Below are 22689 nucleotides of genomic sequence, written 5' to 3' on the forward strand. Positions count from 1 at the left end.
CCCAGGGGTTTTGCCCATGGCCTTCGTCATACCGGTGGCCTACGGCGTGGAAGGCGGAGATCCGTGCTGTCCATTCCCGGAGCGGGAGATCGCCGGATGCGAATCATTACGAAAGCCCAAACACGGTTTTCCGCGTCATTTTTCCGGGGAATCGTCTAGCCATGCGAATTAGCGGGGTGCGAAATATGAAAATGCGATTTGCGCCACATTGAAGCTTCTGCGCATACTGTGATGGCAATCACCACATATGCCGCTGATGCGTGGCGGGAGAAACCCGCCCACACCATGGGCGGGCGCCGTAGGAGCAATTTCCTCCCCGGAAAACTCTCAGGCACCCGTACCGCCACGACTAGGCAAATCTGGAAAGCAGTGCGGTACGGCCGCACTCACCGAAGGAGCAAGCTTCGCCCAGTAATCGGGCCGAAGTGAAAACTCTCAGGTCGACATGCAGATTGGGGAGGGACCAAGAACAGTGCCGCACCGAGCGCACCGGATTCGAGGTACTCCCCGTGGCTGGCCTGGTCCCTGCTCTTTGCGCAGCGTGCCGGGCAAGCCTGCTGGACTGCTCCGATACGGAAGTGTTCATCGAAGCGAGACTGCACTCCAAGCCAACCCGGCTTGGAGGCAGATCAGCTTCGGGGCGTCACGCCACACTCCTGGAAGGCAACCAGCATGAGTACCACCAGTTCTGACCCACTCTCGAGCGCGGGCTCTCCAATCGACACTTCCAGCTGATCACCATTGGCGGCGCGATCGGCATGGGCCTGTTCATGGGCTCCGGCAAGACCATTTCGGTCGCCGGCCCGTCGGTCATCTTCGTCTACATGATCATCGGCTTCATGCTCTTCTTCGTCATGCGCGCCATGGGCGAGCTGCTCATCGCTTTGGACCTCGTTGCCCGGGTACACCTCCCGGGCACCCCAGTCCTGGGCCAAGGCGTCCTGCTAGACCATCGCGCGGCACTGCTTCATCGAGTACACGAACGCCTCCAGATCCCGCGGATCATCCAGGACATTCGAATCGATGTTCACCGGATCTTCCAGTCCAGGTCCGCTCAGGGTGATCTCGCCACGGCTGTGCGGGGTCACGATTCCGGAGTGCAGGGTGGATGCGGTGCCCTCGATCGGTTCCATGCCCGGGGAGTACATCGGCACGGCGAAGAAAATCGGCTGGGTGTCCGGGCGGTCCAGGTCTGCGCGGGAGCGGGAGAACATGTGCGATTGCGAGACCGAGACCCCGGTGCGCGGGGCAGGAATCTCCCGGGTGGTGGTTTCGGCGATCATCGGAGCCAGCAGATGGTCGTGCAGGTTCTTGCCCACCTGGTCCAACTCATGCAGCGGCTCTACGCCCACTGCCCGGAGTTCGGCCGCCGGGCCGATTCCTGAGCGCAGGAGGAACTGCGGGCAGCCCAAGGCGCCGGCGCTGAGCACCACCTCATCGGCGCGCAGCTCCTGCAGCTGCCCGTCCTTCTGGTAGCGCACGCCCCCGCGGTGCCGGATTCGAGGATCACCGAGTGCACCTCGGCATCGGTGATGATCTCAAGACGCTCGCGTACCGGCTTGAGGTAGGCCTTCCAGGTGTTGATGCGTTCGCCGACAACGACGTTGATCTGCTCCTTGGACACGCCGTCCAGCTGCTCGCCGTTGTAGTCGGGGTTGAACTCGATGCCGGACTGCACTGCCGCGTCGATAATCGACTGGTGGATTTCATCCAGCTCGTAGTCGTTGTCCACCGGCACCAGCCCTTCGGTGCCGTGGAACTTGCTGGCACCGCCGGAGAAGAGTTCTCGATAGGCTTGTAGATCGGCAAGACGTTCTTCCAGGCCCACTGCTCGCCGCAGTCCTTGGCCCAGCCGTCGTAGTCCTGCGGGGCGCAGCGCACCCAGATGGTTGCGTGCAGCGCGTGCGATCCGCCGAGCACCTTGCCACGTGGCAGGTGCATCGGCTTGTTGGCGGCCCCGGCCATCGGGACCGTGTGGTAATCCCAGTCTTCCTTGCTGTGCCACAGCTCGCCCATGCGCGAGAGGTCGTGGATGGCGGGGTTGGTGTCCTCGGATCCGGCTTCGAACAAGGTCACCTGCGCTCCGGAATCCACCATCCGGCGCGCGACGACCGCACCTGCTGAACCTGCTCCAACGACAATGACCGATGTGCTGCCCATGAATACTCCCCCACCTTGAGGTGCCTGCGAAACGTGTTCATCCCAGTCAGTACAGGTCAGCAGTTTCGCCATTGGCATCCGGCGCACAGCAATTGGCAATGCGTGCGCATTATCGGTTCGGGGCCGCGTCGCCTATTTGCGGATCCGGCCCGCGCGCAATTCGTCGATGCGGACCAGGACCACCCCGCCCACGATCAGCAGGCCGCCGAACAGCTGCACCGCACCGGGCAGCTCGGAAAGCAGCAGCCAGGCCCAGAGCACCGCGAAGAGCACCTCGGTCAATGAGATGAAGCTTGCCACCTTGGATCCCAGTTCCCTCGCGGCCATCACGCCGGTGGTGTAGGAGAACACGGTGGCGATCAGGATTAACCCGGTCAGCGCCAGCCACCACGGGGTTTCGAAGCCTGCAAATGACCCGGTTCCGGGAGCCCAGTGCATGGGAAGGATACCCAGGGACCCCACGGCCAGCACGGTCAGCGCACCGACTGCCATGCCTCCGGCAGAGAGCATGATCGGCGGCAGCGCGCCATCGACCTTGGCGCTGATGAAGAAGTAGACTGTCAGCCCGATGGCGGCTCCCAATCCCCAGAGCACGCCAATCGGATCGATCCGCGTCGTGCCGGTCAGGTCGAGCACCGCCACCAGCCCAGCGAGCGAGAGCACGGTTCCGGCGATGGTCGCGATGGACGGCCTCTTCTGGTGCCTGGCCCATAGCACCAGCACAATCAGCACGGGAGCCAGGTATTCCAGCAGCAGGGCCACGCCCACATCCAATCGCTGCACCGCCAGGAAGTAGCACAGCTGGCAGGCACCCACTCCGAACAGTCCGAAGAGCACAATCGAGACCCAGTTGGTGCGCAGCAGCACCCACCGTCCGCGCATCGCCAGCAGGGCCGGAATGGCCAGCACCAGTGCCGCGCCGGCCATGCGGGCGGCTACCGCGGCGGTAGGGGTCCAGCCGGCTTCAAAAAGCCCCTTGGCGAAGGACCCCGACAGCCCGAAGGCGGCCGAGGAGGCCAGCGCAATCCAGATGCCCTTCGATTGGCTGGGATGGCGGGTCGCAGCGGTGGTGGAAGCTGCAGGCGCACCGTGGGTAGACAGGTCGCTCATGAGAGTCTTTCGCGCAGAATTTCATGCCCCATTCAGGGGCAAATGGGGCTATGAGCATGACGATACGGTTAGGCTTGAGGGGCAGTCAATCCACCCACCTTCCAGGAACGAATTATGACCTTTGCCCCAGATATCGAAGCGTCGCTGAAGACCGTGGTGAATCTGCTGAATACCGAGGTGCAAATCGTGGATATGCTCTCCACCGTCGCTGATCTCGATGAGTTCCTTGAGGCGGAGAACTTCGACGGCTCGCGCGCGCACAACCAGGCCGAGCTGCGTTCCATCCGCCAGCTGCGTTCCCAGCTGAAGAACATCTGGATCGGCACCGAAGAAGAATCAGTGTTCCGGGTCAATGCCATCCTGCGCAACGCCAACGCCCAGCCGCAGCTGATCAAGAGCGAATCGATGGGCTACCATCTGCACGCCACCACCAACAGCACCCCGCTCTACGACCGCATGGCCGTGGATGCCGCGATGGCGCTGGCCGAAGTGATCCGCTCCGGCGGGTTGCAGCGGTTGCGGATCTGCGCGTCCGAGGACTGCGAGGCGGCGCTGCTGGATTTGTCGCGCAACCGCTCCAAGCTGTATTGCGATACCGGCAACTGCGCGAACCGCGAGCATGTGCGCGCGTACCGTGCGCGCAAGGCGTCGAAGCGCTCAGGCCAGCAGGTAGCGGCCGGCTGACGCTCCGGCCAGGATCGCGTTGCGCGGTGCTCCTCGCCTTTTGCCATACCCGGGCCATATGATGAACACACAACCGGGACACCGGCAATGGCAGTACTGGAAGGGGCAGTCCATGACTCAGGAAACCCACGCTTCGGATGATTACGAAGCACGGATCGAAGCGGCTGAGAGCGGCCCGCTGAAAGCCGCCGCCCGCTGGGTCGTAGCCCTGGCATCGGCAGCCTTGGGCGACGCCGAATACGAGGCGAATGAGCCGCAGGTCGTCGTGCATTCGCGCCAGGACGATTCGGTAGTCCTGCGCATCACGACCTCCAGCCTGGAAGAGGCTGAACGTCTGGTAGTCCAGATCCGCGAGGACCTGGAAACCTTGAGCACCGACGAGTTCAGGGCGGAGTGGGAAGGCGCCGGCGACAAATCCTAGCGGCGCCAGTGGCCGTTTAGCGCTCGACGAGAATTCCGTCGATGTCCGCGTACACCATCGCGCCCGGTCGGATGTTCACATCCCCGATGCTGATGGTCTCGTCCACTGAGCCATGCGAGCGCTTGACGGTTTTGCGCGGGTTGCTGCCCAGCGCCTTGATGCCCAGCTCCAGTTCGGCCAGTGCGGCCCGGTCGCGCACGGCGCCGCTGATGATGACTCCGGCCCAGCCATTGGCTTCGGCGCTCTCGGCAATCATGTCGCCCAGCAAGGCGTAGCGCAGGGATGCTCCCCCATCGACCACGAGCACCTCGCCGTTGCCCGGGAAGCTCAAGATTTCCTTGACCAGACCGTTGTCTTCATGGCATTTCACGGTGCGTGCCGGGCCGTAGAACGACAGCCGCCCGCCGAAGTCCTGGAACTGCGTCGAAACAGACTGCAACGCATCTCCATGCTGGTCGTAGAGGTCGGCAGTGCTGATCGGTTCCTGGTGCATGGTTTTCCTCCGTGAGCCGCGATAGTGTCCCACCACACAGCTTAGCCCTTTGCGTGCACAGCCCCAGAGCATGACGAAAGGTTGAGCGCTCCAGCTCGGCTGCATAGGCCTGGGGATCCGCTGCCCCATAGGGCGAGGCAAAAAAAGAGAACGCGCTGGGACTATCCGAGGATGGACAGTCCCAGCGCGTCATGCCGCGTGGCTAAGCTTTACGGTCAGTCTTCAAACTTCTTGTCCGGGTTGGCAGAGGAACGATTGACCCCGGTGCCCTTGCCAAGTTCCGGATCATTGTCCTTGGCTGCCATGGTCAATACCGAGATGACCAGCAGGCTGGCGACGAAGGCGATGCCGAAAGCGGCCAAGCCGATGTCGAAGCGCAGTGGATTCTGCGATCCGCCGGTGGAGCTGATCAGGCCGACCACGCCGGAGACAAGGCCCAAGATCAGCGAGAAGCTCAGTGGGCCCTTGATTGACTGGCTCCACGGTTGCTTCTTCTTATTGTTTCCCACCAGAAACTCCGTTTCTACTCTTGCTGCTGACCTGAGGACTACTTGTTGTCCTGGTCCGGGGTAATGGTCGTGGCCGGTGCGGCCGTCTTCATCTCATGGCGATGGCCGAAGGCGGCAATCAGCGCGAAGACCGCGAGAACGATGGCGCCGCCGCCAATCAGGCCGAACAATGCGTGTGCATCCATGCCGCCGCTGAAGCACAGCGCAATGGCCAAAATCACGCCCACCGCGCCGGTTACCAGCTGGTTCCTGAACGGCGGGAAGGCTTCGCGGAGCTTGGCGAAGACCACCAGCTCGGCAATGCCGCCAGCCAGGAAAGCGAACGCTGCCACGTAGCCGACCCAGCTGATCGAGCTGACGAAGATGGTTGCGATGCCAGCCATGAGCATCAGGCCAGCACCCAGTGCGTAGGGGGCGCGCGACTTCTCGGGTGCGCTTTCCACCGATACGTACTGCCACATGAATACGCCGGTGACAACGAGGAACGCTGCCGTCGAGTAGGTCACTACCTTCTCATCTGCGCCGATCCAGAAAATCGACATCAAGGCATAGGCCAGAGCTGCCAGACCGCGCAGGAACACTGGGCGGAATACATCTGACGCTTGGACTGGGGTGGTTTTAGGTGCAGGCACAATTTCTATTCTACCGCTCATAGAACTAACCGCCACTTCGCCCGGGGTTAATCACATCAGCCGCGGCGGCGGATCAGCGACTCGTCCAGATCCTTGATGCTGGCAGCGCCCATCAGCTGCATATTCACTTCCACTTCCTTGGCCAGCAATTCGATGGCACGGCTGACGCCTTCCTCGCCGCCAGCCATCAGGCCATAGAGGTAGGCGCGGCCAATGAGCACGAAGTCGGCTCCGGCGCACAGCGCGGCGACAATATCCGCACCGGACATGATGCCCGAGTCCAGGATGATTTCCATGCCCTCACCGACTTCGGCGCGCACCTCGGTGAGCGCTTCGAAAGCAATCGGCGCCCGGTCCAGCTGGCGTCCGCCGTGGTTGGACACCACCAGGCCATCGGCACCGGCGGCCTTGGCCTTGGCGGCGTCCTCGCGGGTGAGCACGCCCTTGACGAAGAGCTGGCCTTTCCACAGCTCGCGGATCCATTCCAGGTCCTCGAAGTCCAGGGAGGAATCGAACATGGAGTTGATGATGGTCGGCAGGTCTGCCGAGGTATCGGACAGGGAAGCGAACTTCAGCGAATCGGTGGTCAGGAAGTTGTACCACCACTCCGGACGGTAGGACGCGTCCAGCACGGTCTTCAGCGTCAGTTCGGGCAGCCGTACATGTCGCAATCCGATGAGCTGGCCGAGCACCGGGCGATCTTCGACGCCATCCAGAATTCCGATCCGGCCGCGGCCACCGCAGCCATGGCGCTGCACCTGGAATCCATCCGCACCGCCATGCTCGGCCAGCACTAGCCGCCGAGCCCACCACCTGCCAAACGGACTTTGACCGGGCGCCGCAGCTCCCGGAGCAACCGGCATCGGGTGGCCAGGTGGCCGGCTATCAGCTGCCCAACCGCATCCATGCGGTGTTCTTGGCGCGCAGGGAGAGGCTCACGCCGCGAGCCGCCATGTAGCCCAGGGCGAAGGCGACCCAGATCCACAGGATCGCCGAGGTGGCGTCCTGGGCGAAGACGTGGACCGCCCAGAGCATCGGTGCGTACACCGCGAGGTTCGCGACACCGACTAGGCCGAGGTAGCGAGCATCCCCGGCACCAATGAGCACGCCATCCAGGACGAAAACCAGGCCGCACAACGGCTGGGACAATGCCAGCACCCACAGCCCGACGGTGGTCAGCTGGCGGATCTGCTCATCCGGAGTGAACATCATCGGGAAGACCCACGACGTGGCGAATAGCAGGATGCCGGTGGCCACGCCGAAGTAGATGCCCCAGCGGCTCATGATGCCGGTGAGCTTGCGGACCTGTTCGGCATCCCCGCGGCCCAGCTCCTGGCCAATCAGGGCCTGGGCCGCGATGGCCAAAGCGTCCAGCGCGAAGGCCAAGAAGCTGAAGATGGTGAAGACCAGCTGATGCGCGGCCAGCGTCTGGGTGCCGGCATTGGTGGCCACCAGAACCGTCAGCAGCAAGGCCGCGCGCATGCTCAGGTTGCGCAGCATCAGCCAGGAGCCGACCTGCCCGGTGGAAATGAACCCGGACCAGCTCGGTGCCAGGGAGATCCCTTGAGCCCTGATCCGCGGCATGATCATCCACAAATACACCAGCGCCATCATCCATTGGGCAATCGAAGTGCCCAGTGCCGCACCCGCTACCGACATGTCGGCCCAGTAGACCAGGATGAAGTTCAGGACGATATTCAATCCGAAGCCGACGGTGGCCACGACCAGCGGCGTTTTCGTATCCTGCATGCCACGCAGCACGCCGGTGGCAGCCAGGACCAGCAGCATCGCGGTCAGGCCAGGCATCGAATAGTTGATGTAGTCCACGGCGAATCGAGCGGTTTCCCCTTCTCCGCCCATCAAGCCGACAAGGCTTCCGGCGCCGAAGTATCCGGCCAGCGACAGCACCACACCCAGGACGACAGCAAACCACATGCCGTCGCGGCCTGCGGCCATCGCCCTGCCCGGATCTCCGGCACCCAAGGCGCGGGCCACCGCGGGAGTGGTGGCGTAGGCCAGGAAGATCATCAGTCCCACCGCCGTATGCAGCACTGTGGTGCCCAACGCGGCGCCGGCCAGCTCGGCCACGCCAAGGTGGCCGACAATGGCCGAATCAGCCATCAGGAACAGCGGCTCGGCAATCAGCGCGCCCAATGCGGGAACGGCCAGGGCAAGGATCTGCCGGCCCAGGCTCCGCGGGGATTCGGTGGGGGTTGAAGGGTTCACAACCCCAACTCTACGAAGCGGCGTGCAGTTTCACCATTTGCGTCCCCGGCAAGAAGACTCCTGAGGCGGTGCTCTTTCCTATGTCGCATGCGGGCACTAGGTTGGATGGCAAGCAGGGCGCAGTCATCACCCTCCATAGAGGACGGATTCATCCATGGGCGAAGAACAGATCAGCCATTGGCAATGCGCAGGCTGCGCCGTGGAATTTCCGCCGGGTGCGCAACCATCCGGCCTGTGTCCCATCTGCGCCGACGAGCGCCAGTACATTCCCGGCGGTACCCAGCGCTGGGTGCGCACCGAAGAGTTGGCGGCGGCCGGGCATCAGCTGACGATCACGTCGCTCGAACCGGGAATGCATGCAATTGCATCTCCCGAGATCGGCATCGGCCAAAGCGCCCTGCTGGTGGAGACCACTGGGGGCAACCTGCTCTTCGATGTGCCGGGACTGATCACCGCAGACATCATTGATTGGCTCAAGAGCCGTGGAAAGCTGGCGGCGATTGCGGCAAGCCATCCGCACATGTACGGGGTGCAGCAGCAGTACAGCCAGGCGTTGGGCAATGTGCCGATTTTCGTCGCTGAGAAGGACGCCAGGTGGGTCCAGCATTCATCTGGCGCGATCACCATCTGGTCCGATCCCTTTGACGTGCTGCCCGGGATCAGGCTGATGCAGCTCGGAGGGCACTTCCCCGGCAGCACGGTGGCCATCTGGGAAGCGGGCGCCGATGGCCGTGGCGTCCTGCTGGCAGGTGACGCGATTTTTCCCGTGGCGGATGGCAATGTGACGTTCTTGCGCAGCTATCCCAATCGCATCCCGCTCTCGGCTGCTGTGGTTCGGCGCATGTCCAAGGCGCTGGAACCGGTGGAGTTCGACCGTCTCTACAACAACTTCGCCTCTTCCATCCGATCTGATGCCCACCGGGTGGTGCAATTCTCCGCTGACCGCTATGCGCGCTGGGTATCCGGCGAATTCGACGATCTGACCTGATAACCCATCCAGAAATTCATATTCCTTGAGTGGAATATAAATCAACTGCGGATGGACGGATCCTTCTTGGACAGCAAGGAAGCCAGGATCAGGGCAACCAGCTGCAACGCACCCACACAGAGCACCACGCTAGCCCACCCATGGTGCAAGAACGGGATGCCGATGAGCCAGCCCAGCAGCGATGAGCCGACGTAGTAGAACAGGTTGTACAGGCTGGAGGCTTGGGCGCGGGCCCCGGTTGCCAGCACCGGTACCCACCCGCTGGCCACCGCGTGGGCGGCGAAGAAGCCGGCAGTGAAGATCAACAGCCCGGCGATGATGACGACCAGGTTCCCCGCCAGCGTCAGCAGCAGGCCGAGCGCGCTGAGCAGGATGCTGATGCGCAGCGTAGTGCGTCGTCCGGCCTTGGCCACGAGCTTGCTGCTGGCCACCGAGGTGTAGGTTCCCGAGAGGTAGGCCAGGAAGACCAGTGCCGCCCACGAGGCCGGGATCAGGTAAGGCGGGGCTTCCAACCGGAACGCCAGATAGTTGTAAACGGCGACAAAACCGCCCATGAGCAAGAATCCCTGGGCATAGACCAGCGCCATCTTGCCGCGGAAGGCCTGGGCGAACTTCCTGGCGATGCTGCGCAAATTCTGGTCCCGGATGGGGGCGAAACCCTGAGCACTGGGCGCCTTGAGCAGGAAGAAGAGCGTCGCCAAACCTGCCATGATGCTCACGGCCGCGATGCCCCAGCGCCAGCCTGCGGGGTCCGCAACAAAGCTGGCGACCAAGCGTCCGGCCAGCCCGCCAAGCGTAGTGCCGGAAATGTAGGTTCCGCTGGCCACCGCGACCGCTCGCGGATTGACCTCGTCGACGAGGAAGGCCAGTGCCGAGCCGGGCACGCCGGCCAGGGCGATGCCCTCGAAGAAGCGGATCGCGACCAGGAACTCGAAGCTTGGCGCCAGGCAGCTGATCAATCCCAGGGCTACCGAAGAAACCAAGGCGATGCTGATGACCTTCCGGCGCCCGACCCTGTCGGAGATGATCGCCCAAGGGGTTACCGCCAAGGCCAGCCCCAGTGTTGCCGAAGACACCGCCAACGCCGTTCGCGAGGAGGTGATCTCGAAGTAGCTGGCGATGACGGGCAGCAGCCCCTGCACCGCATACAGCTGGGAGAAGGTGGCGACACCGCCGGCAAAGAGTGCCAGCAGCATGCCTCGATAAGCGGGAGTATTCGGTTCCAGTCCGGTAAATGCCACGGCCTAGACCCCGGCAGGAAGCAGCGGGTAGATCAGGTAGACCACCAGCAGCGCGATGGAATTATTGATGACGTGGAGCATGTAGGAGTAGGCCAACGACTTGCCGCTGAGGATGTAGGCAACAGCCATCATGACGCCCAGCATGAAGTACGGGACCACTTCCAGCCACGATGCGATGTCTGCGCCAATGAAGTGGATGCTGGCGAACAGCACCGTGGAGATCAACGCGCACAGCCAGACGTTCAGCTTGCGTGACAGCTTGCCGATGAGCAGGTGGCGGAACAGGTATTCCTCGACAAATGGACCGAAGAGCGCGGTGACTACCAGCATGACCGGCAGCGGCACCGTTCCGGCCATGGATTCCAGGGCCGCCTGGTTTTCGCTGGTGGCAGCCTGGCCCGTCAACGCGGCGATGATCCCGTTGACCATGATGGTCAGGAACCAGCCTCCGGGCAGCATCAGCCATTTGGCCCAGGGGTAGTACCGCATGGTCTTGAAGGATTCGAAGAATTGCGGGCCGCACTGGATCATCGCAAGAATGAAGAAGGTGACATACAGGATCAGGTTGATCCCGAACAGCGCCTGTTCCTGGGTCGTAAACGCGCTCATGTAGCCGGGGATCAAGCCGATGAGGGCTGCCGCGCCGCCGACAAAGAAGACGAGGTAGGCAATGACGGTCCAGAGGTCGCCCTTGGTGAACGGTCCTGCATCGAATACACGCTGTCTGCGTCGGGGAAGAACAGGATAGTTCGGGTAGTCAGGCAGCTGATGCATATCTCCTAGCCTATCTGCCCTTGCTGGGGATCCGTTGTGTTTGGGGTTTGACGCACTCAAGCAACAACGGCCTCGGACTGTTTCACACTGGTATGAAACAGCCCCAGTCTGTGTGAAGCCCCCGGCGCCATGCCCCGAATGATTCTTGATCATTCATGGCCCGGGAATCATTTGCCCACATATTCGAAGTGCCATGCCTCGGCGTACGGGTTCCTGCTTCCGTTGGCACGGAATTCTTCCAGATTGCTCCGGTGGATCCAGTTGTATTTCTTCGAGTTGGCTTTCAACCACTTGTAGTACTTGCCCTTGAACGAATAGTTGTAGGTCTCCGGCACATCGATGGCCAAACCCCAACCGTGGTTCGAGGTGCCCGGTTTTGCCGCGATGTAGGGGCCGAGCTCCTGATAGAGGAATTTCTGCGTATCCAGGGTGCGGTAGGCCAGATCGATATCCAGATTCTTCCCGAATTTCTTCTTGAAGGCCGCGTTCAACCGGCCCAGATCCGCAGCCGCCGGTGCGGCGATCAGCGTTTTCTCTTCGTCCCAGGGCAGGGCTACCAGCAACGAGGAGGGCAGCTTTCCGTTGGCTTGCTTCAGCACCGTGGCACGAGTGATTTTCGCGGTGTTGCTTGTTTTAGCGCTGGTGCCGCGCTTCAGTGCCGAGGCTTTCATCCAGCCGTCCGCCCCTTGGGTGCGCACGTAGTACCAGCCGGAGACCGGCCCGGCCTTCTTTTCCCAGGCCTTGTCCCGATAGGCAATCGAGTTCTTCAGGATGTCGCCGATGCGCTTCTTGCCCTTGACCGATGCAAACAGGTCTGCGCCCGAAGTCTTGGTGAAGTAGCGGTCCGATAGTCCTGCGCGATTGGTGGTGTACGGGCCGGCGTCGATGGCGCATCCCGTGGAGCAGGTCGTGACGTAGGCACCCGAGATCCATCCGGTCTTGCCCTGGGTGGAAATCTTGTACCAGCCGTTGGCCGCCATGGAAGTCGCGTAGGCAGGCTGCCCCTTGCTGATCTTCCCGACGACACCGTGCCCGCTTCCCGCCCCCTTGCGGATATTCATCGTCGATTCCGGGGTGACCCACAGCTTCACGCTTTTCGCTGGCTTCGGCGTTCCGCCGGTGCCTGAGGTCTTGGTGACCTTGGTGTATTTGTTGGAGATCCACCCGGTCTTCTTGTTGTACGTGACCTGGTACCAGCCATTGGAAGCTTGGGCCTTGACGGTGACGGTCCTGTTTTTCGGGATGACCAGGATGACGCGGAACTTGGTGCTGGAACCGGAGCGCATATTCAGGTTGCTGGTGGTCTTGACCTGCACTACCCGTTTGGCGGCAGGCACCCGCTGTGCTCCGGGGGCTGATAGCAATGCGGATGGCTGGGCAGACGCAGGTTGCTGTGCAACCGAGTGCGGCTGCGCGGCACCGGCCGGCACCAGGCCGCCTAAGGCCAGCGCACCGGCCAGCAGTGCGCTGGCAGTTGAAACAGCGAATCGTCGCGGAGAACCGAACTGTGTTTTCACGGCGGTGGAATCTTCCATTGGGCACGGATTGGATGGTGTCCTGCGCAAAGCCGTTCCCGATACGAGCGAGATTGCCGAATCGAGGCCTGACCTAGTCAATCATGCAACGTCTGGGCCGAACCCGGTGCTTCGTCAGCGGGGTTTGCGATCGAAGAGCTGCGCACCGACGATGCCAGCGAGCACACCTAACATGTTGCCCCCGGCGCGTTCCCACAAAACCTCCGCGTTGACGCTCGGGTCGGCGAGCTCAAGCATCAGCATGATCAGCGGAGTGAAAAAGCTCAGTGCCAGCCCGTAGTTTCGGGTCATGTAGCCCTCGGTGGGGAACATCAGCACGATGATCACCAGCCCCAGGGCCAGCTGAGGCAGCTGCAGATGGTAGATGCCCAGCAGCACCCCCAGTCCAGCGACGGTGCCGGCCACACGGTGCAGTCCCCTGCTCAGGCGGCCACGGGCGTTGCCCGCCGCCAGCGGCACCACCGAACCGGCCATGACCCATTGCAGGTGTTCCAGGTGCAGCCCGATGGCCAGGGTGCCTGCCAGCATCACCACGCTGGCGTAGCAGGCGGCGCGGCGCAGCGCTTCCGGCCAGCCGATCGGATCATGCCCGGGATATCCGCTTGCCGCAGAGCCAAACCTGGCGGCCTGACCCAGGATGATGCAGAACAGCGCGGTGACCACGAACGCCGCCAGGCCCGCCACGGATGGCGATTGCCCTACCGGGAGGCTGGCCAGCGCCCCAAAGGCGAACAGCGGGAAGAACGAGCCGCCGGGCTTGAGCCCGTAGCGGTCCGTGGCCAGCGAACTGGTGCAGGCCCAGAAAATGCCTCCGGCGAGCAGCGCCCATCCGTCAAGTCCCCACGGCGCGATGACGATGCCGGATATGCCGGCGCACAGCATCATGGTTCCGGCCAGGGCCTGGTCCTTGAGACGCTGCACCCGGTGCGGGCTGCGGCCGTACATTCCGACCACCGAACCGAAGACCGCGTAGACCATGAGGTCCACCTGCCCCAACAACAGCAGTGCGGCGCCGGGGATCGCCAGCCCAAAGCCGACGCGCAGTGCAGGGCGGATCTCCGGGCTGTGGGCGAGCACCAACCCCCGCCAGGCCGTGGCCGCCAACGCGGAGGTCAGGATTCTTGTGCTCGGCGTACTGTCCTGCTCGGCCGGTGCATTCTGGAAGTTCGCCATGATCGCTCCTTGCGGGTCGTCCAGCTTCCTGCAAAAAGGAGCGGTTCTGCCACTTCAGAGTTGCATCAACACTTTGATCATGTCCAAGCATTATTTCTGATGTTTCAATCGGACTAACTTATCAAGCCAAGTCAAGATCCTTTGTTACGGATGGATACAGGTCGCCCGTCACAGAGAGCAATGCGCGTAACATGAGCGGCAGCGGCTGGTGCCCGGCCATCACCAAGCTGATTTGGCTGGTGATGCGGGGAACGGCAAGGGGCGTCTGGACAAGGCCCGGCAGCTCGCCCAGGGGTTCGAGCCACTGCTTCGGGACCACGCTCGCCCAGCGGCCGGTGGCCACCTGTGCCAGCAGCGTGATCATCGAATCGCACTCGATGCGCGGCTCGGCGCTGCGCCCGTGGGAAGCCAGCACCTCGTCCAGCAGCTGGCGGCCGCGCATGGAGGAATCCAGCAGGCACAACGGCAGCGAGAGCACCTCGTCCACGGCGGTTGGCTGCCCCTCGCCAGCGAACATCCCTGCCTTGGTGAGAAGCACGTGCTCCTCACGGTACAAGGGCAGCGCGAGCAGTCCACTCAACTGCGCAGGATCCGCGTAGACCAGCCCCGCATCGAGTTCGTAGCCGCGGACCTGGGCAATGATGCCGGTGGAGCGCAGGCTGCCCTGGACGTGGACCCTGGCCTTCGGGTTGGCACGGGCGAAGGCATCGGCCAGCTGCGCGACCGTGGAGGACGCGGCGGGCACCACACCCAGGCGCAACGTGCCGGTCAGCCCGGATTGCAGCGCCGCCACTTCCTGGATCAGCGCATCGCGGTCCGCCAGCAGCCGCTGGGCCCAGCGCAGCACCGTTTCGCCTTCCGCGGTCAGCCCCAGGAACGCGTGGCCACGGCGCACCAGCGGCACCCCGAGCCCGGCTTCAAGCTTCCTGATGGATTCGGACAGCGCCGGCTGGGAAATGCGGCACTCCTGGGCGGCCCGCGCGAAATGCTGTTCCCGGGCCAGCGCCACGAAGTACTCCAATTGCCTAAACATCACCCGTCCATTGCATCACGCGCGCCACGGGTCGCGCGTCCGGGGCATGCAAAAAGCCGCGGCCGGAATGAAGCAAAGTCCATCCCGGCCGCGGCCCTGATACCGCTGGTTCCTAGGAATCCAGCTTCGGATCCGATTCAGGAACCGCAGCGTCGGACAGCGGCATTCCACCGGTCGCAGGCACCGCAGCCGTATCCGGGTTCGCATCCACGTCCTCGGCCGGGCCGGCAAACTGGGACTGGTACAACCGGTAGTAGGCGCCCTTCGTTCCCAGCAGGTACTCGTGGTTGCCCTGCTCCACAATCCGTCCAGCCTCCATCACCAGGATGGTGTCGGCATCGCGGATGGTGGACAGACGGTGGGCAATCACGAAGCTGGTGCGGTCGCTGCGCAGCGCGGCCATGGCCTGCTGCACCAGCAGTTCGGTGCGGGTATCGACCGAGCTGGTCGCTTCGTCCAGGATCAGCAGCGACGGGTTCGCCACGAACGCGCGGGCGATGGTGATCAGCTGCTTCTCGCCGGCCGACACGTTGGTGCCTTCCTCGTCGATGATGGTGTCGTAGCCATCGGGCAGGGCGCGGACGAAGCGGTCCACGAAGGTCGCCTTGGCCGCCTCGATGACTTCCTCATCGGTGGCATCCAGCCGGCCGTAGCGGATGTTCTCCATGATGCTTCCGCCGAACAGCCACGCATCCTGCAGCACCATGCCCACCTTCGAACGCAGGTCGGCGCGCGAGAGCTCGGTGATGTCGCGGTTATCGAGCATGATCTTGCCCGAGTTCAGCTCGTAGAAGCGCATCACCAGGTTCACCAGCGTGGTCTTGCCGGCGCCGGTCGGCCCGACAATTGCCACCGTGTGGCCAGGATCCGCATCGAAGGACAGGTTCTCGATCAGCGGCTTGTCTTCGCTGTAGGAGAAGGACACGTTTTCGAAGGAGACATGGCCATCGGTACGGGCAGGCAGCGTGTCCTGCGCGCGGTCCGGCTCCTGCTCTTCGGCATCCAGCAGCTCGAAGGTGCGCTCGGCCGAGGCCACGCCGGACTGCAGCATGTTGGCCACGCCGGCAATCTGGCCCAGCGGCTGGGTGAACTCGCGCGAGTACTGGATGAACGCGGTGGCATCGCCCAGGCTCATGGTGCCCGAGGCCACGCGCAAGCCGCCCACCACGGCGATGCCCACATAGGCCAGGTAGGACACGAAGTTCATCACCGGCATGATCATGCCCGAGACGAACTGGGCACCGAAGCTGGCCTTGTACAGCTCCTCGTTGCGTGCGGTGAAGCGCTGAACCATGTCCTCTTCACGGCCGAAGACCTTCATCAGCTCGTGGCCGGAGAAGGATTCCTCGATCTGGCCGTTGAGCGCACCGGTGTTCTTCCACTGCGCGGTGAACAGCTTCTGCGCCCGGGTGCCAATGACGCCCGCGGCGACTGCCGAGAGCGGCAGGGCCACCAGCGCGATCAGCGCCATCTGCCAGGAGACCACGAACATCATGATCACGATGCCCAGAACCGTCATGATCGAGGAGACCAGCTGGCTCAGCGCCTGCTGCAGCGCGTTCTGGATGTTGTCCACGTCGTTGGTCACGCGCGAGAGCAGGTCGCCGCGCTGGCGGGTGTCGAAGTAGTTCAGCGGCAGCTTGTTGATCTTGTCCTCGACGTCCTTGCGCAGGTTGTAGACCACGCGCATGACCAGCTTGTTCAGCAGCCAGCCCGAGGCCCAGGAGAAGAGCGAGGCGATGAAGTACATGGACAGCACAATCAGGATGTACTGCGAGAGCTGGGTGAAGTCGATGCCCTGCCCGGGGACGAAGTCCACCTTCGAGAGCATGTCGGCCTGGGTGTCCTGCCCGGAGTCGCGCAGCTGCTGGATGACCAGTTCCGCTGGCGTGCCCTCGGGGATGTTCTTGCCGATCAGCCCGGCAAAGATCACGTCCATGGCCTTGCCCAGGATCCGCGGGGCAATCACCGAAAGCACCACGTACACGGTGATCAGGGCGAAGACCAGCACCATGCCCAGCTTGTATGGGGACATCAGCCCGACCAGCCGCTTGGCCGATGGCCAGAAATGCTCGGCCTTGCGCACCGGGGCGCCGCCGGACCAGTCGTCGGCTCCCGCCGCGGCTTCGAATTCATTGACGTCTGCGAGCTCGCTGTCGAGCTGCGCCAAATCGATATTCTCCTGCTTCTTCGCCACTTAGGCCACCTCCTCCACGCTCAGCTGGGATGCAACGATTTCCTGATAGGTTTCCGAGGTTTCGAGCAGCTGCTCGTGGGTTCCCCGGGCAACGATCTCGCCATGGTCCAGGACCAGGATCTGATCCGCCCCGGTAATCGTCGAGACGCGCTGGGCCACGATGATCACCGCGGCATCCTTGGTCGGTTCGGCCAGGGCGGCACGCAGCTTGGCATCGGTGTTCACATCCAGCGCCGAGAAGGAATCATCGAAGAGATAGGTGTTCGGCTTGGCGGCCAAGGCCCGTGCGATGCACAGGCGCTGGCGCTGTCCGCCGGAGACGTTGGTGCCGCCCTGGGAGATCTTGGAATCCAGCTGGCCCTCGCGCTCTGCCACGAACCCTTCGGCCTGGGCGACCCGCAACGCTTCCCACAGCTCGTCCTCGGTGGCCTCCTGGGCGCCGAAGCGCAGGTTGCTGGCGATGGTTCCGGAGAACAGGTACGGACGCTGCGGGACCGCGGAGATGTTCCGCGAAATGGTGTCACGGCCCAGCTCCCTCAAGGGCACCCCGCCGATGAGGATCTCCCCTTCGGTGGCGTCGTAGAGACGCGGAATCAGGTTCAGCAAGGTGGTCTTGCCAGCACCGGTGGACCCGATGATGGCAGTGGTCTGCCCGGGCTTCGCGGTGAAGGAGATGTCCGAGAGCACCGGAGCCTCGGCTCCCGGGTATCCGAAGGTGACGTTCTTGAATTCCACGGTGCCCGGGGTGGGCAGCTCGATCTGCCTTTCGGCGGCGTCGAGCATGCTCGGCTCGCTGTCCAGCACCTCGGCAATGCGGTCGGCCGAAACCATGGCGCGCGGGACCATCATGGCCATGAAGGTGCCCATCATGACTGCCATGAGGATCTGCAGCAGGTACTGCAGGAACGCGGTCAGCGCACCGACCTCCACGTCGCCGTTGTCCACGCGGTGACCACCGAACCAGAGCACGGCGGCGGTGGACAGGTGCAGGATCATGGTGATCGCCGGGAACATCAGCACGAACAGGTTGCCGACCTTCACGCCCAGGTCGGTCAGCTTCTGGTTGGCGTCGGCATAGCGCTGGGTCTCGTGCTCTTCGCGCACGAAGGCGCGCACCACGCGGATGCCGGTGATCTGCTCGCGCAGCACGCCGTTGATCCCGTCGATGCGGGTCTGCATGTCGCGGAACAACGGCATCAGCTTGATGACCAGCAGGCCGACGACAATGAGCACCAGCGGCACGGATACCCAGACGAGCCAGGACAGCCCCGGGTCTTCGCGGATCGCCATGATCACGCCGCCGATGGACATGATCGGCGCGGTGATCATGAAGTTCAGCGCCATCAGGGTGAGCATCTGGATCTGCTGCACGTCATTGGTGCCGCGGGTGATCAAGGTGGCGGCACCGAACTTGTTGACGTCCTGGGCGGAGAAGGTGGAGACCTTCTCGAAGACCGCCTGGCGGACATCGCGTCCGACGCTCATGGAGGTCTTGGCACCGAAGTAGACGGCGGCGACGGCGGTGGCCACCTGGATCAGGGCCACCACCAGCATCAGTCCGCCGGTGCGCCAGATGTAGTCGATATCGGCATTGACCACGCCGACATCGATGATCTTGGCGTTCAGGCTGGGAAGGTAGAGCGTAGCCATGGTGGTGGCCAGCTGCAATATGACTACTGCAACGATCCACCCGGCATAGGGTTTGGAGTGTTTCAAGATGAGCTTGAGAAGCATGTGGAAAATCCTCGCTGGCATCACGCTCTCCGGCACCAGGCCACTTCGGATTAAGGGCGCGGTGATTGAAGAGCAAATGTCAGTCTAGTTTGATCCACCGACAAGTTGAATCATCCTTGCGATTGATTTTCGCCAATCGTTGATTAACTTCTGATATACCCCGCGATTCCGGGAGACATCCGGGCACTGATGGTGCAGATCATAGGATCTGCCAGCTCGCTGCTCGTTTGAGTGCCTGCCGCGTTCTCCGGTTTACCGATCCTGCTCGCGGCGGATTCTGGTTCAGCTCCGTAAAGCTACAACCGCCGGCAATCTTGCACCTCGACGCTCACTGAAAGCTGACGTTCTGTTAACCGTCAGCCTCCCTCACGACTTAAACAGCTTTGATGAGATCTGTTCGGGCGGTCGCTCCTCGCTCTTTGGCAAAATCGGAGATCTTGGTTGCCAAGGCAATATCCCTGGTGGTGACTGCTCCGCCCACGTCATGGGAAGTTGTGGTCACGAATAGACGGTTGTATCGCCAGTCAACATCAGGGTGGTGGTTGTCGAGTTCCGCCGCCCGGGCGATGTCATTGAACAGCTCGATAGCAGCTGCTGCAGTCTGGGTTTCAAATACCACCGCAATGGCTCCGGGCATGCGTCGCCACTCGGGAAGCTCTTGGAGGTATTCATTAACTTGTTGGGTGTCGAGAATGTCCGTACCGCTCATGGTTCACCTCTTTTCCAGCTCCCTGGCCGAGCCGGCTTCTAGTAGTTGTCCCGTTCCGGGTCGGTCAGCTCAGGGTCTGCCCCAGTGACCGGCTCACCCTGGTTTGATGAGGAAGGCTGCTCTTCGCCTTCCATGGAGTCAGTGAATTCTTCACCTGCGGTCTGCTCGCCTTCGAGGTCTTGCCCTTCTTGAGGCAGATGCTCATCGTCGGGTTCTCCCATTGGCCAAGTTTTTTCAACCAGATTCTGGTCCGGATCCTTCAACTTGTCCGTGGCCTGCCCAAAAAGTTCTTTGACCTTGTCCATGATTCCCATGGCTGTTCTCCATTCCTAGTAAGGCGTGAAGACAGCTTTGTTTTGTCTTCATCGTGCTAACCGGCGTCGAACCGGCCATCGTCGTTTGCAGATGTTTCTGCTTGATCAGGATCGTTATTGATTTCGCCCCGACGGACTACTCGTTCATCCCCCGGCTCGGTGGATTCATCAAATTCAGCGGTGCGTGCTGGCTCTTCTGGAGTCTTTCGGTCATTCATTCCGGCCTCCTGATTTTCGCTCTGATTCGAGGATCACGAGTTGCGCAGGGCTTTGATCAGTTCTTTCTTGACCATCTTCGAGCGACCGTCAATGCCTATTTCCGCGGCGCGTTTGCGAAGTTCAGCGACCGTCCAGTCTTCATAGTCGCCGGCCTCGCCTCCGCGTTGGCCGACTGCGGAGCGGCCGTCGCGGGCTGCCGCGTTGGCGATGCGGGCCGACTTTTGCTTGGAGTTCCCATCCTTGCGCAGTTCTTCGTAGAGTTCTTCGTCCTTGATGGGGCTTTGGGGTTTTCCTGCCAATTCGTCTCTCCGTTCTTTGCTTGCTGTTGCAAGACCTCGGTTGGGTGCAGGACCTTGTGCGCCCCACGCTAACGAACTCGACGGCCAGATAAAAGGGGGTGCAGACGGTTTTGCGCTCGGACACAGATTCCTCGATACCACGAAGATTCTGCCGGGGCGTGAATCTGTACTCGAACAGGGCATGCTCTGGCCGTTGCCTCCACGATCAATACAGAAGCTGTCAGTTCGATCGCATTGTGCGAAGACTAGGCCTTGATCGAAATGGCCGGGCTAGATACCCCGCACCATCCACCAGCTGCAGGAGGAATTCTCATGCAAGATCCCACACCAGATACTCAGCGGGCGGGCATAGAACGCATCAGTCCACCAAAACAGCGCCAGCCGGAACCTGGGCTGGATAGCCAGATGGAGCCCAAGGCCGATCACGGCGAGCGCAGTTATCAGGGCCACGGGCGACTCAAGGGCAAGCGGGCTCTGATCACCGGTGGCGACTCGGGAATTGGCGCTGCGGTGGCCATTGCTTTTGCCCGTGAAGGTGCTGACGTTGCGTTGGCTTATCTTCCGGCGGAAAAATCCCATGCCCGGACCGTGGCTGAAGTACTCAAGGACGCTGGAGTGGAGGTTAAGCATCTGCCCGGAGATCTGCGCGAGAGGAGCTATCGGGATTCATTGGTAGATGATGCCGCCATCGCTTTGGGCGGATTAGATATCTAGGTAAATAACGCCGGCAAGCAGATCAGCGTTGGCTCCCTCCAAGACTTGACCGATGAACAGGTCGAAGCGACCTTCGACGTGAATATCTTTGCGATGTTTGCACTGTCCCGTGCCGCACTGAAGGTCATCGGCAAAGGTGACTCCATTATCAATACCACTTCCATCCAGGCTTTTGACCCGTCGGATCATTTGATGGACTACGCCGCCACCAAGGGTGCCATCAGCAATTTCACCAAGTCCTTGGCCTCGCAGGCAGCTAAACAAGGCGTTCGAGTCAATGCAGTGGCGCCGGGCCCTATTTGGACTCCGTTGCAGCCTTCGGATGGCCAGCCCATCGAAGCCCTGCCGGAATTCGGACACGACACCTGGTTAGGCAGGGCTGGACAGCCTGTGGAAGTTTCACCGGCCTATGTTTTCCTCGCCAGTGACGAGGCATCGTATGTTGTGGGATCCACCGTGCATGTTAACGGTGGCAAGAACCAGCCGTAGCCTGTCCGGGGGCTTCGCAACTTATGCGGAGTCCTCGGTTGGCCCGTCCAGTGAAAAGTTCATATTCCTGCGCTCGTATTCCCTTTGGCTGAAAGTAACTTGCTGCACGAGCGCCACGTGGTCGAAGTTGGAACCGACGGCATTACCCTCATACTTAAGTATGATTGCAAATTTTAATAAATCTATTTACGCTCGTAACCAGAGGGATTGAGCTATCAGTTAGTTTATTTGATCACTACTAATTGATTGTTCATGCCCATCATTGCTCACACTTGCTGGTCTCCTTGAGAACACAATAAGGAATATGGATCCAAACTTGAAGAACAAGAAGCTCATTTCGCTACTGGTTACGTCCGCACTTCTGGTCGCTCCAACAAGCGCATTTGCCGGACAGACATCGACCCCAAAATCAATCCCTTCCGCCACCAGCCAACTGGATATCGTCGGCTCATATTCAGTAGAAGATACTCTCAAACTGCTTCTAGCTGGCACGGGACCCGTAGCTGAAAAAAACCCCGAACTGGTTAGATTCCTTGGGTTCGCAGATGATCGCCCCGCAACAGATGAAGCAGCTCTCGAAGAACTGATCACTGATTATGTGAAATTTGCGCCAAAGACCACAGCTTCAGTACAAAATCGCCTCGCATCCGGACAGCCAAGAGAAGTTGAAAAAGCCCTGTCCGATTTGACATCTTCGTTTCAAGATTATCTGAAGAGCAAGAGCGCCGCCTCATCAAATAGTTCAGGTATTCCCGTGGCCAACGCTGCTGGTTGTGGTGCCTTTAAAGTATGCGTAGGCGTCACTGTGCTTGCTGTTGCGAATGGCGTGGTATATGCAAATGTTGCGGCAGCCACATTCGCGGTGGCAACCTTGGCTGTGGCTTGGGTCTACCTAATGGATGACCCTACTCAGAGCACTGCCTTTGAACGAGACGAGTTCATCGCAAAAATGACTCGTGCGCTGAATAACTAGTCGTCGCTATGCAGGAAACTCAGACAGGCGCATCACCGAATCGTGGCCCGGCATGGGGAGGC

24 protein-coding genes, 4 pseudogenes and 1 riboswitch are annotated in these 22689 nt (G+C 61.7%); of the genes and pseudogenes, 8 read left to right on the forward strand and 20 right to left on the reverse strand.

What is annotated here, in order from left to right; genetic code table 11:
* Positions 1-254: 254 nt before the first annotated feature.
* Positions 255-353: riboswitch (glycine riboswitch) on the forward strand.
* Positions 354-692: 339 nt separating this feature from the next.
* Positions 693-884, forward strand: a pseudogene (locus JOE62_RS15870) (D-serine/D-alanine/glycine transporter); the annotation flags it as partial.
* Positions 885-944: 60 nt separating this feature from the next.
* Here JOE62_RS15870 and JOE62_RS16565 read toward each other — a convergent pair.
* From JOE62_RS16565 to JOE62_RS16575, 3 genes and pseudogenes are all read right to left on the reverse strand, one after another.
* Entirely contained in the window at positions 945-1433 is a 489-nt protein-coding gene (locus tag JOE62_RS16565; RefSeq protein WP_338085831.1) for a GMC family oxidoreductase N-terminal domain-containing protein, read from the reverse strand.
* Positions 1343-1828: a GMC family oxidoreductase N-terminal domain-containing protein gene (locus tag JOE62_RS16570; RefSeq protein ID WP_204723118.1), complete on the reverse strand. Its 486-nt coding sequence runs from the start codon at positions 1826-1828 to the stop codon at positions 1343-1345. Before JOE62_RS16570 ends, JOE62_RS16565 begins: the two co-directional genes overlap by 91 nt.
* Before the next feature lie 5 nt (positions 1829-1833).
* Positions 1834-2094: pseudogene (locus tag JOE62_RS16575) on the reverse strand (GMC family oxidoreductase N-terminal domain-containing protein); the annotation flags it as partial.
* Between JOE62_RS16575 and JOE62_RS16690 the strand changes: the two are divergent.
* Positions 2015-2179, forward strand: coding sequence for a hypothetical protein (locus JOE62_RS16690; protein ID WP_204723119.1), 165 nt, complete (start codon positions 2015-2017; stop codon positions 2177-2179). The pseudogene JOE62_RS16575 and the gene JOE62_RS16690 overlap by 80 nt on opposite strands.
* 113 nt (positions 2180-2292) lie before the next feature.
* Here the strand turns inward: JOE62_RS16690 and JOE62_RS15890 are convergent, their stop codons facing one another.
* Complete coding sequence (locus JOE62_RS15890) at positions 2293-3270, reverse strand: EamA family transporter (protein WP_204723120.1); 978 nt, start codon at positions 3268-3270, stop codon at positions 2293-2295.
* A 114-nt stretch (positions 3271-3384) separates the two neighbouring features.
* Between JOE62_RS15890 and JOE62_RS15895 the strand changes: the two genes are divergently transcribed.
* The gene (locus JOE62_RS15895) at positions 3385-3954 is read left to right on the forward strand and encodes a CGNR zinc finger domain-containing protein (protein ID WP_204723121.1); all 570 of its coding nucleotides are present in this window, start codon (positions 3385-3387) and stop codon (positions 3952-3954) included.
* A 112-nt stretch (positions 3955-4066) separates the two neighbouring features.
* Positions 4067-4375: a hypothetical protein gene (locus JOE62_RS15900; RefSeq protein WP_204723122.1), complete on the forward strand. Its 309-nt coding sequence runs from the start codon at positions 4067-4069 to the stop codon at positions 4373-4375.
* Between the two features lie 16 nt (positions 4376-4391).
* Here JOE62_RS15900 and rraA read toward each other — a convergent pair whose 3' ends face one another.
* The 4 genes and pseudogenes from rraA to JOE62_RS15920 form a co-directional block, all read right to left on the reverse strand.
* On the reverse strand, positions 4392-4868 hold the full coding sequence (rraA, locus tag JOE62_RS15905; protein ID WP_204723123.1) for a ribonuclease E activity regulator RraA: 477 nt from the start codon (positions 4866-4868) through the stop codon (positions 4392-4394).
* Positions 4869-5083: 215 nt separating this feature from the next.
* On the reverse strand, positions 5084-5377 hold the full coding sequence (locus JOE62_RS15910) for a hypothetical protein (RefSeq protein ID WP_338085810.1): 294 nt from the start codon (positions 5375-5377) through the stop codon (positions 5084-5086).
* A gap of 38 nt (positions 5378-5415) precedes the next feature.
* Positions 5416-6009 carry a DUF308 domain-containing protein gene (locus JOE62_RS15915; RefSeq protein ID WP_204723124.1) on the reverse strand — a complete coding sequence of 198 codons (594 nt, stop codon included), beginning with the start codon at positions 6007-6009 and terminating at the stop codon, positions 5416-5418.
* A 56-nt stretch (positions 6010-6065) separates the two neighbouring features.
* Positions 6066-6710, reverse strand: a pseudogene (locus JOE62_RS15920) (alpha-hydroxy acid oxidase); the annotation flags it as partial.
* Between JOE62_RS15920 and JOE62_RS15925 the strand changes: the two are divergent.
* On the forward strand, positions 6672-6806 hold the full coding sequence (locus JOE62_RS15925) for an FCD domain-containing protein (RefSeq protein ID WP_204723125.1): 135 nt from the start codon (positions 6672-6674) through the stop codon (positions 6804-6806). The pseudogene JOE62_RS15920 and the gene JOE62_RS15925 overlap by 39 nt on opposite strands.
* An 88-nt stretch (positions 6807-6894) precedes the next feature.
* On the opposite strand, the gene JOE62_RS15930 is transcribed toward JOE62_RS15925, so the two are convergent.
* A complete protein-coding gene (locus tag JOE62_RS15930) occupies positions 6895-8235 on the reverse strand; it encodes an MATE family efflux transporter (RefSeq protein WP_204723126.1) in 1341 nt (446 codons plus the stop codon).
* Between the two features lie 154 nt (positions 8236-8389).
* On the opposite strand from JOE62_RS15930, the gene JOE62_RS15935 reads away from it, so the two are divergent.
* Positions 8390-9223 (forward strand): MBL fold metallo-hydrolase, encoded by an 834-nt coding sequence (locus tag JOE62_RS15935; protein ID WP_239543449.1) that lies wholly within the window; start codon positions 8390-8392, stop codon positions 9221-9223.
* Positions 9224-9264: 41 nt separating this feature from the next.
* Here the strand turns inward: JOE62_RS15935 and JOE62_RS15940 are convergent, their stop codons facing one another.
* The 11 genes from JOE62_RS15940 to JOE62_RS15990 form a co-directional block, all read right to left on the reverse strand.
* Positions 9265-10464, reverse strand: a complete 1200-nt coding sequence (locus JOE62_RS15940; RefSeq protein WP_204723127.1) for an MFS transporter — start codon at positions 10462-10464, stop codon at positions 9265-9267.
* Between the two features lie 3 nt (positions 10465-10467).
* Entirely contained in the window at positions 10468-11238 is a 771-nt protein-coding gene (locus JOE62_RS15945) for a CPBP family intramembrane glutamic endopeptidase (RefSeq protein ID WP_204723128.1), read from the reverse strand.
* Positions 11239-11405: 167 nt separating this feature from the next.
* A complete protein-coding gene (locus JOE62_RS15950; RefSeq protein WP_204723129.1) occupies positions 11406-12755 on the reverse strand; it encodes an SH3 domain-containing protein in 1350 nt (449 codons plus the stop codon).
* Between the two features lie 132 nt (positions 12756-12887).
* The gene (locus JOE62_RS15955) at positions 12888-13946 is read right to left on the reverse strand and encodes an FUSC family protein (RefSeq protein WP_204723130.1); all 1059 of its coding nucleotides are present in this window, start codon (positions 13944-13946) and stop codon (positions 12888-12890) included.
* A 121-nt stretch (positions 13947-14067) separates the two neighbouring features.
* Positions 14068-14979 (reverse strand): LysR family transcriptional regulator, encoded by a 912-nt coding sequence (locus JOE62_RS15960; protein ID WP_204723131.1) that lies wholly within the window; start codon positions 14977-14979, stop codon positions 14068-14070.
* A gap of 112 nt (positions 14980-15091) precedes the next feature.
* A complete protein-coding gene (locus JOE62_RS15965) occupies positions 15092-17176 on the reverse strand; it encodes an ABC transporter transmembrane domain-containing protein (protein WP_204723132.1) in 2085 nt (694 codons plus the stop codon).
* The gene (locus JOE62_RS15970; RefSeq protein ID WP_204723133.1) at positions 17177-18910 is read right to left on the reverse strand and encodes an ABC transporter ATP-binding protein; all 1734 of its coding nucleotides are present in this window, start codon (positions 18908-18910) and stop codon (positions 17177-17179) included. It lies immediately after the preceding gene.
* A gap of 373 nt (positions 18911-19283) precedes the next feature.
* On the reverse strand, positions 19284-19619 hold the full coding sequence (locus tag JOE62_RS15975) for a 4a-hydroxytetrahydrobiopterin dehydratase (protein ID WP_204723134.1): 336 nt from the start codon (positions 19617-19619) through the stop codon (positions 19284-19286).
* Positions 19620-19657: 38 nt separating this feature from the next.
* Positions 19658-19933 (reverse strand): hypothetical protein, encoded by a 276-nt coding sequence (locus tag JOE62_RS15980; RefSeq protein ID WP_204723135.1) that lies wholly within the window; start codon positions 19931-19933, stop codon positions 19658-19660.
* 56 nt (positions 19934-19989) lie between these two features.
* Positions 19990-20151, reverse strand: coding sequence for a hypothetical protein (locus tag JOE62_RS15985; protein ID WP_204723136.1), 162 nt, complete (start codon positions 20149-20151; stop codon positions 19990-19992).
* A 33-nt stretch (positions 20152-20184) separates the two neighbouring features.
* Positions 20185-20451 carry a DUF7218 family protein gene (locus tag JOE62_RS15990; protein WP_204723137.1) on the reverse strand — a complete coding sequence of 89 codons (267 nt, stop codon included), beginning with the start codon at positions 20449-20451 and terminating at the stop codon, positions 20185-20187.
* Between the two features lie 312 nt (positions 20452-20763).
* On the opposite strand from JOE62_RS15990, the pseudogene JOE62_RS15995 reads away from it, so the two are divergent.
* Together JOE62_RS15995 and JOE62_RS16000 are read left to right on the forward strand one after the other, a co-directional pair.
* Positions 20764-21654: pseudogene (locus JOE62_RS15995) on the forward strand (SDR family oxidoreductase).
* 316 nt (positions 21655-21970) lie between these two features.
* The gene (locus JOE62_RS16000; protein ID WP_204723138.1) at positions 21971-22627 is read left to right on the forward strand and encodes a sporulation delaying protein family toxin; all 657 of its coding nucleotides are present in this window, start codon (positions 21971-21973) and stop codon (positions 22625-22627) included.
* The last annotated feature ends 62 nt before the right edge of the window (positions 22628-22689 follow it).

Source organism: Glutamicibacter nicotianae (genome assembly GCF_016907615.1).
GTDB classification, from domain to species: domain Bacteria; phylum Actinomycetota; class Actinomycetes; order Actinomycetales; family Micrococcaceae; genus Glutamicibacter; species Glutamicibacter nicotianae.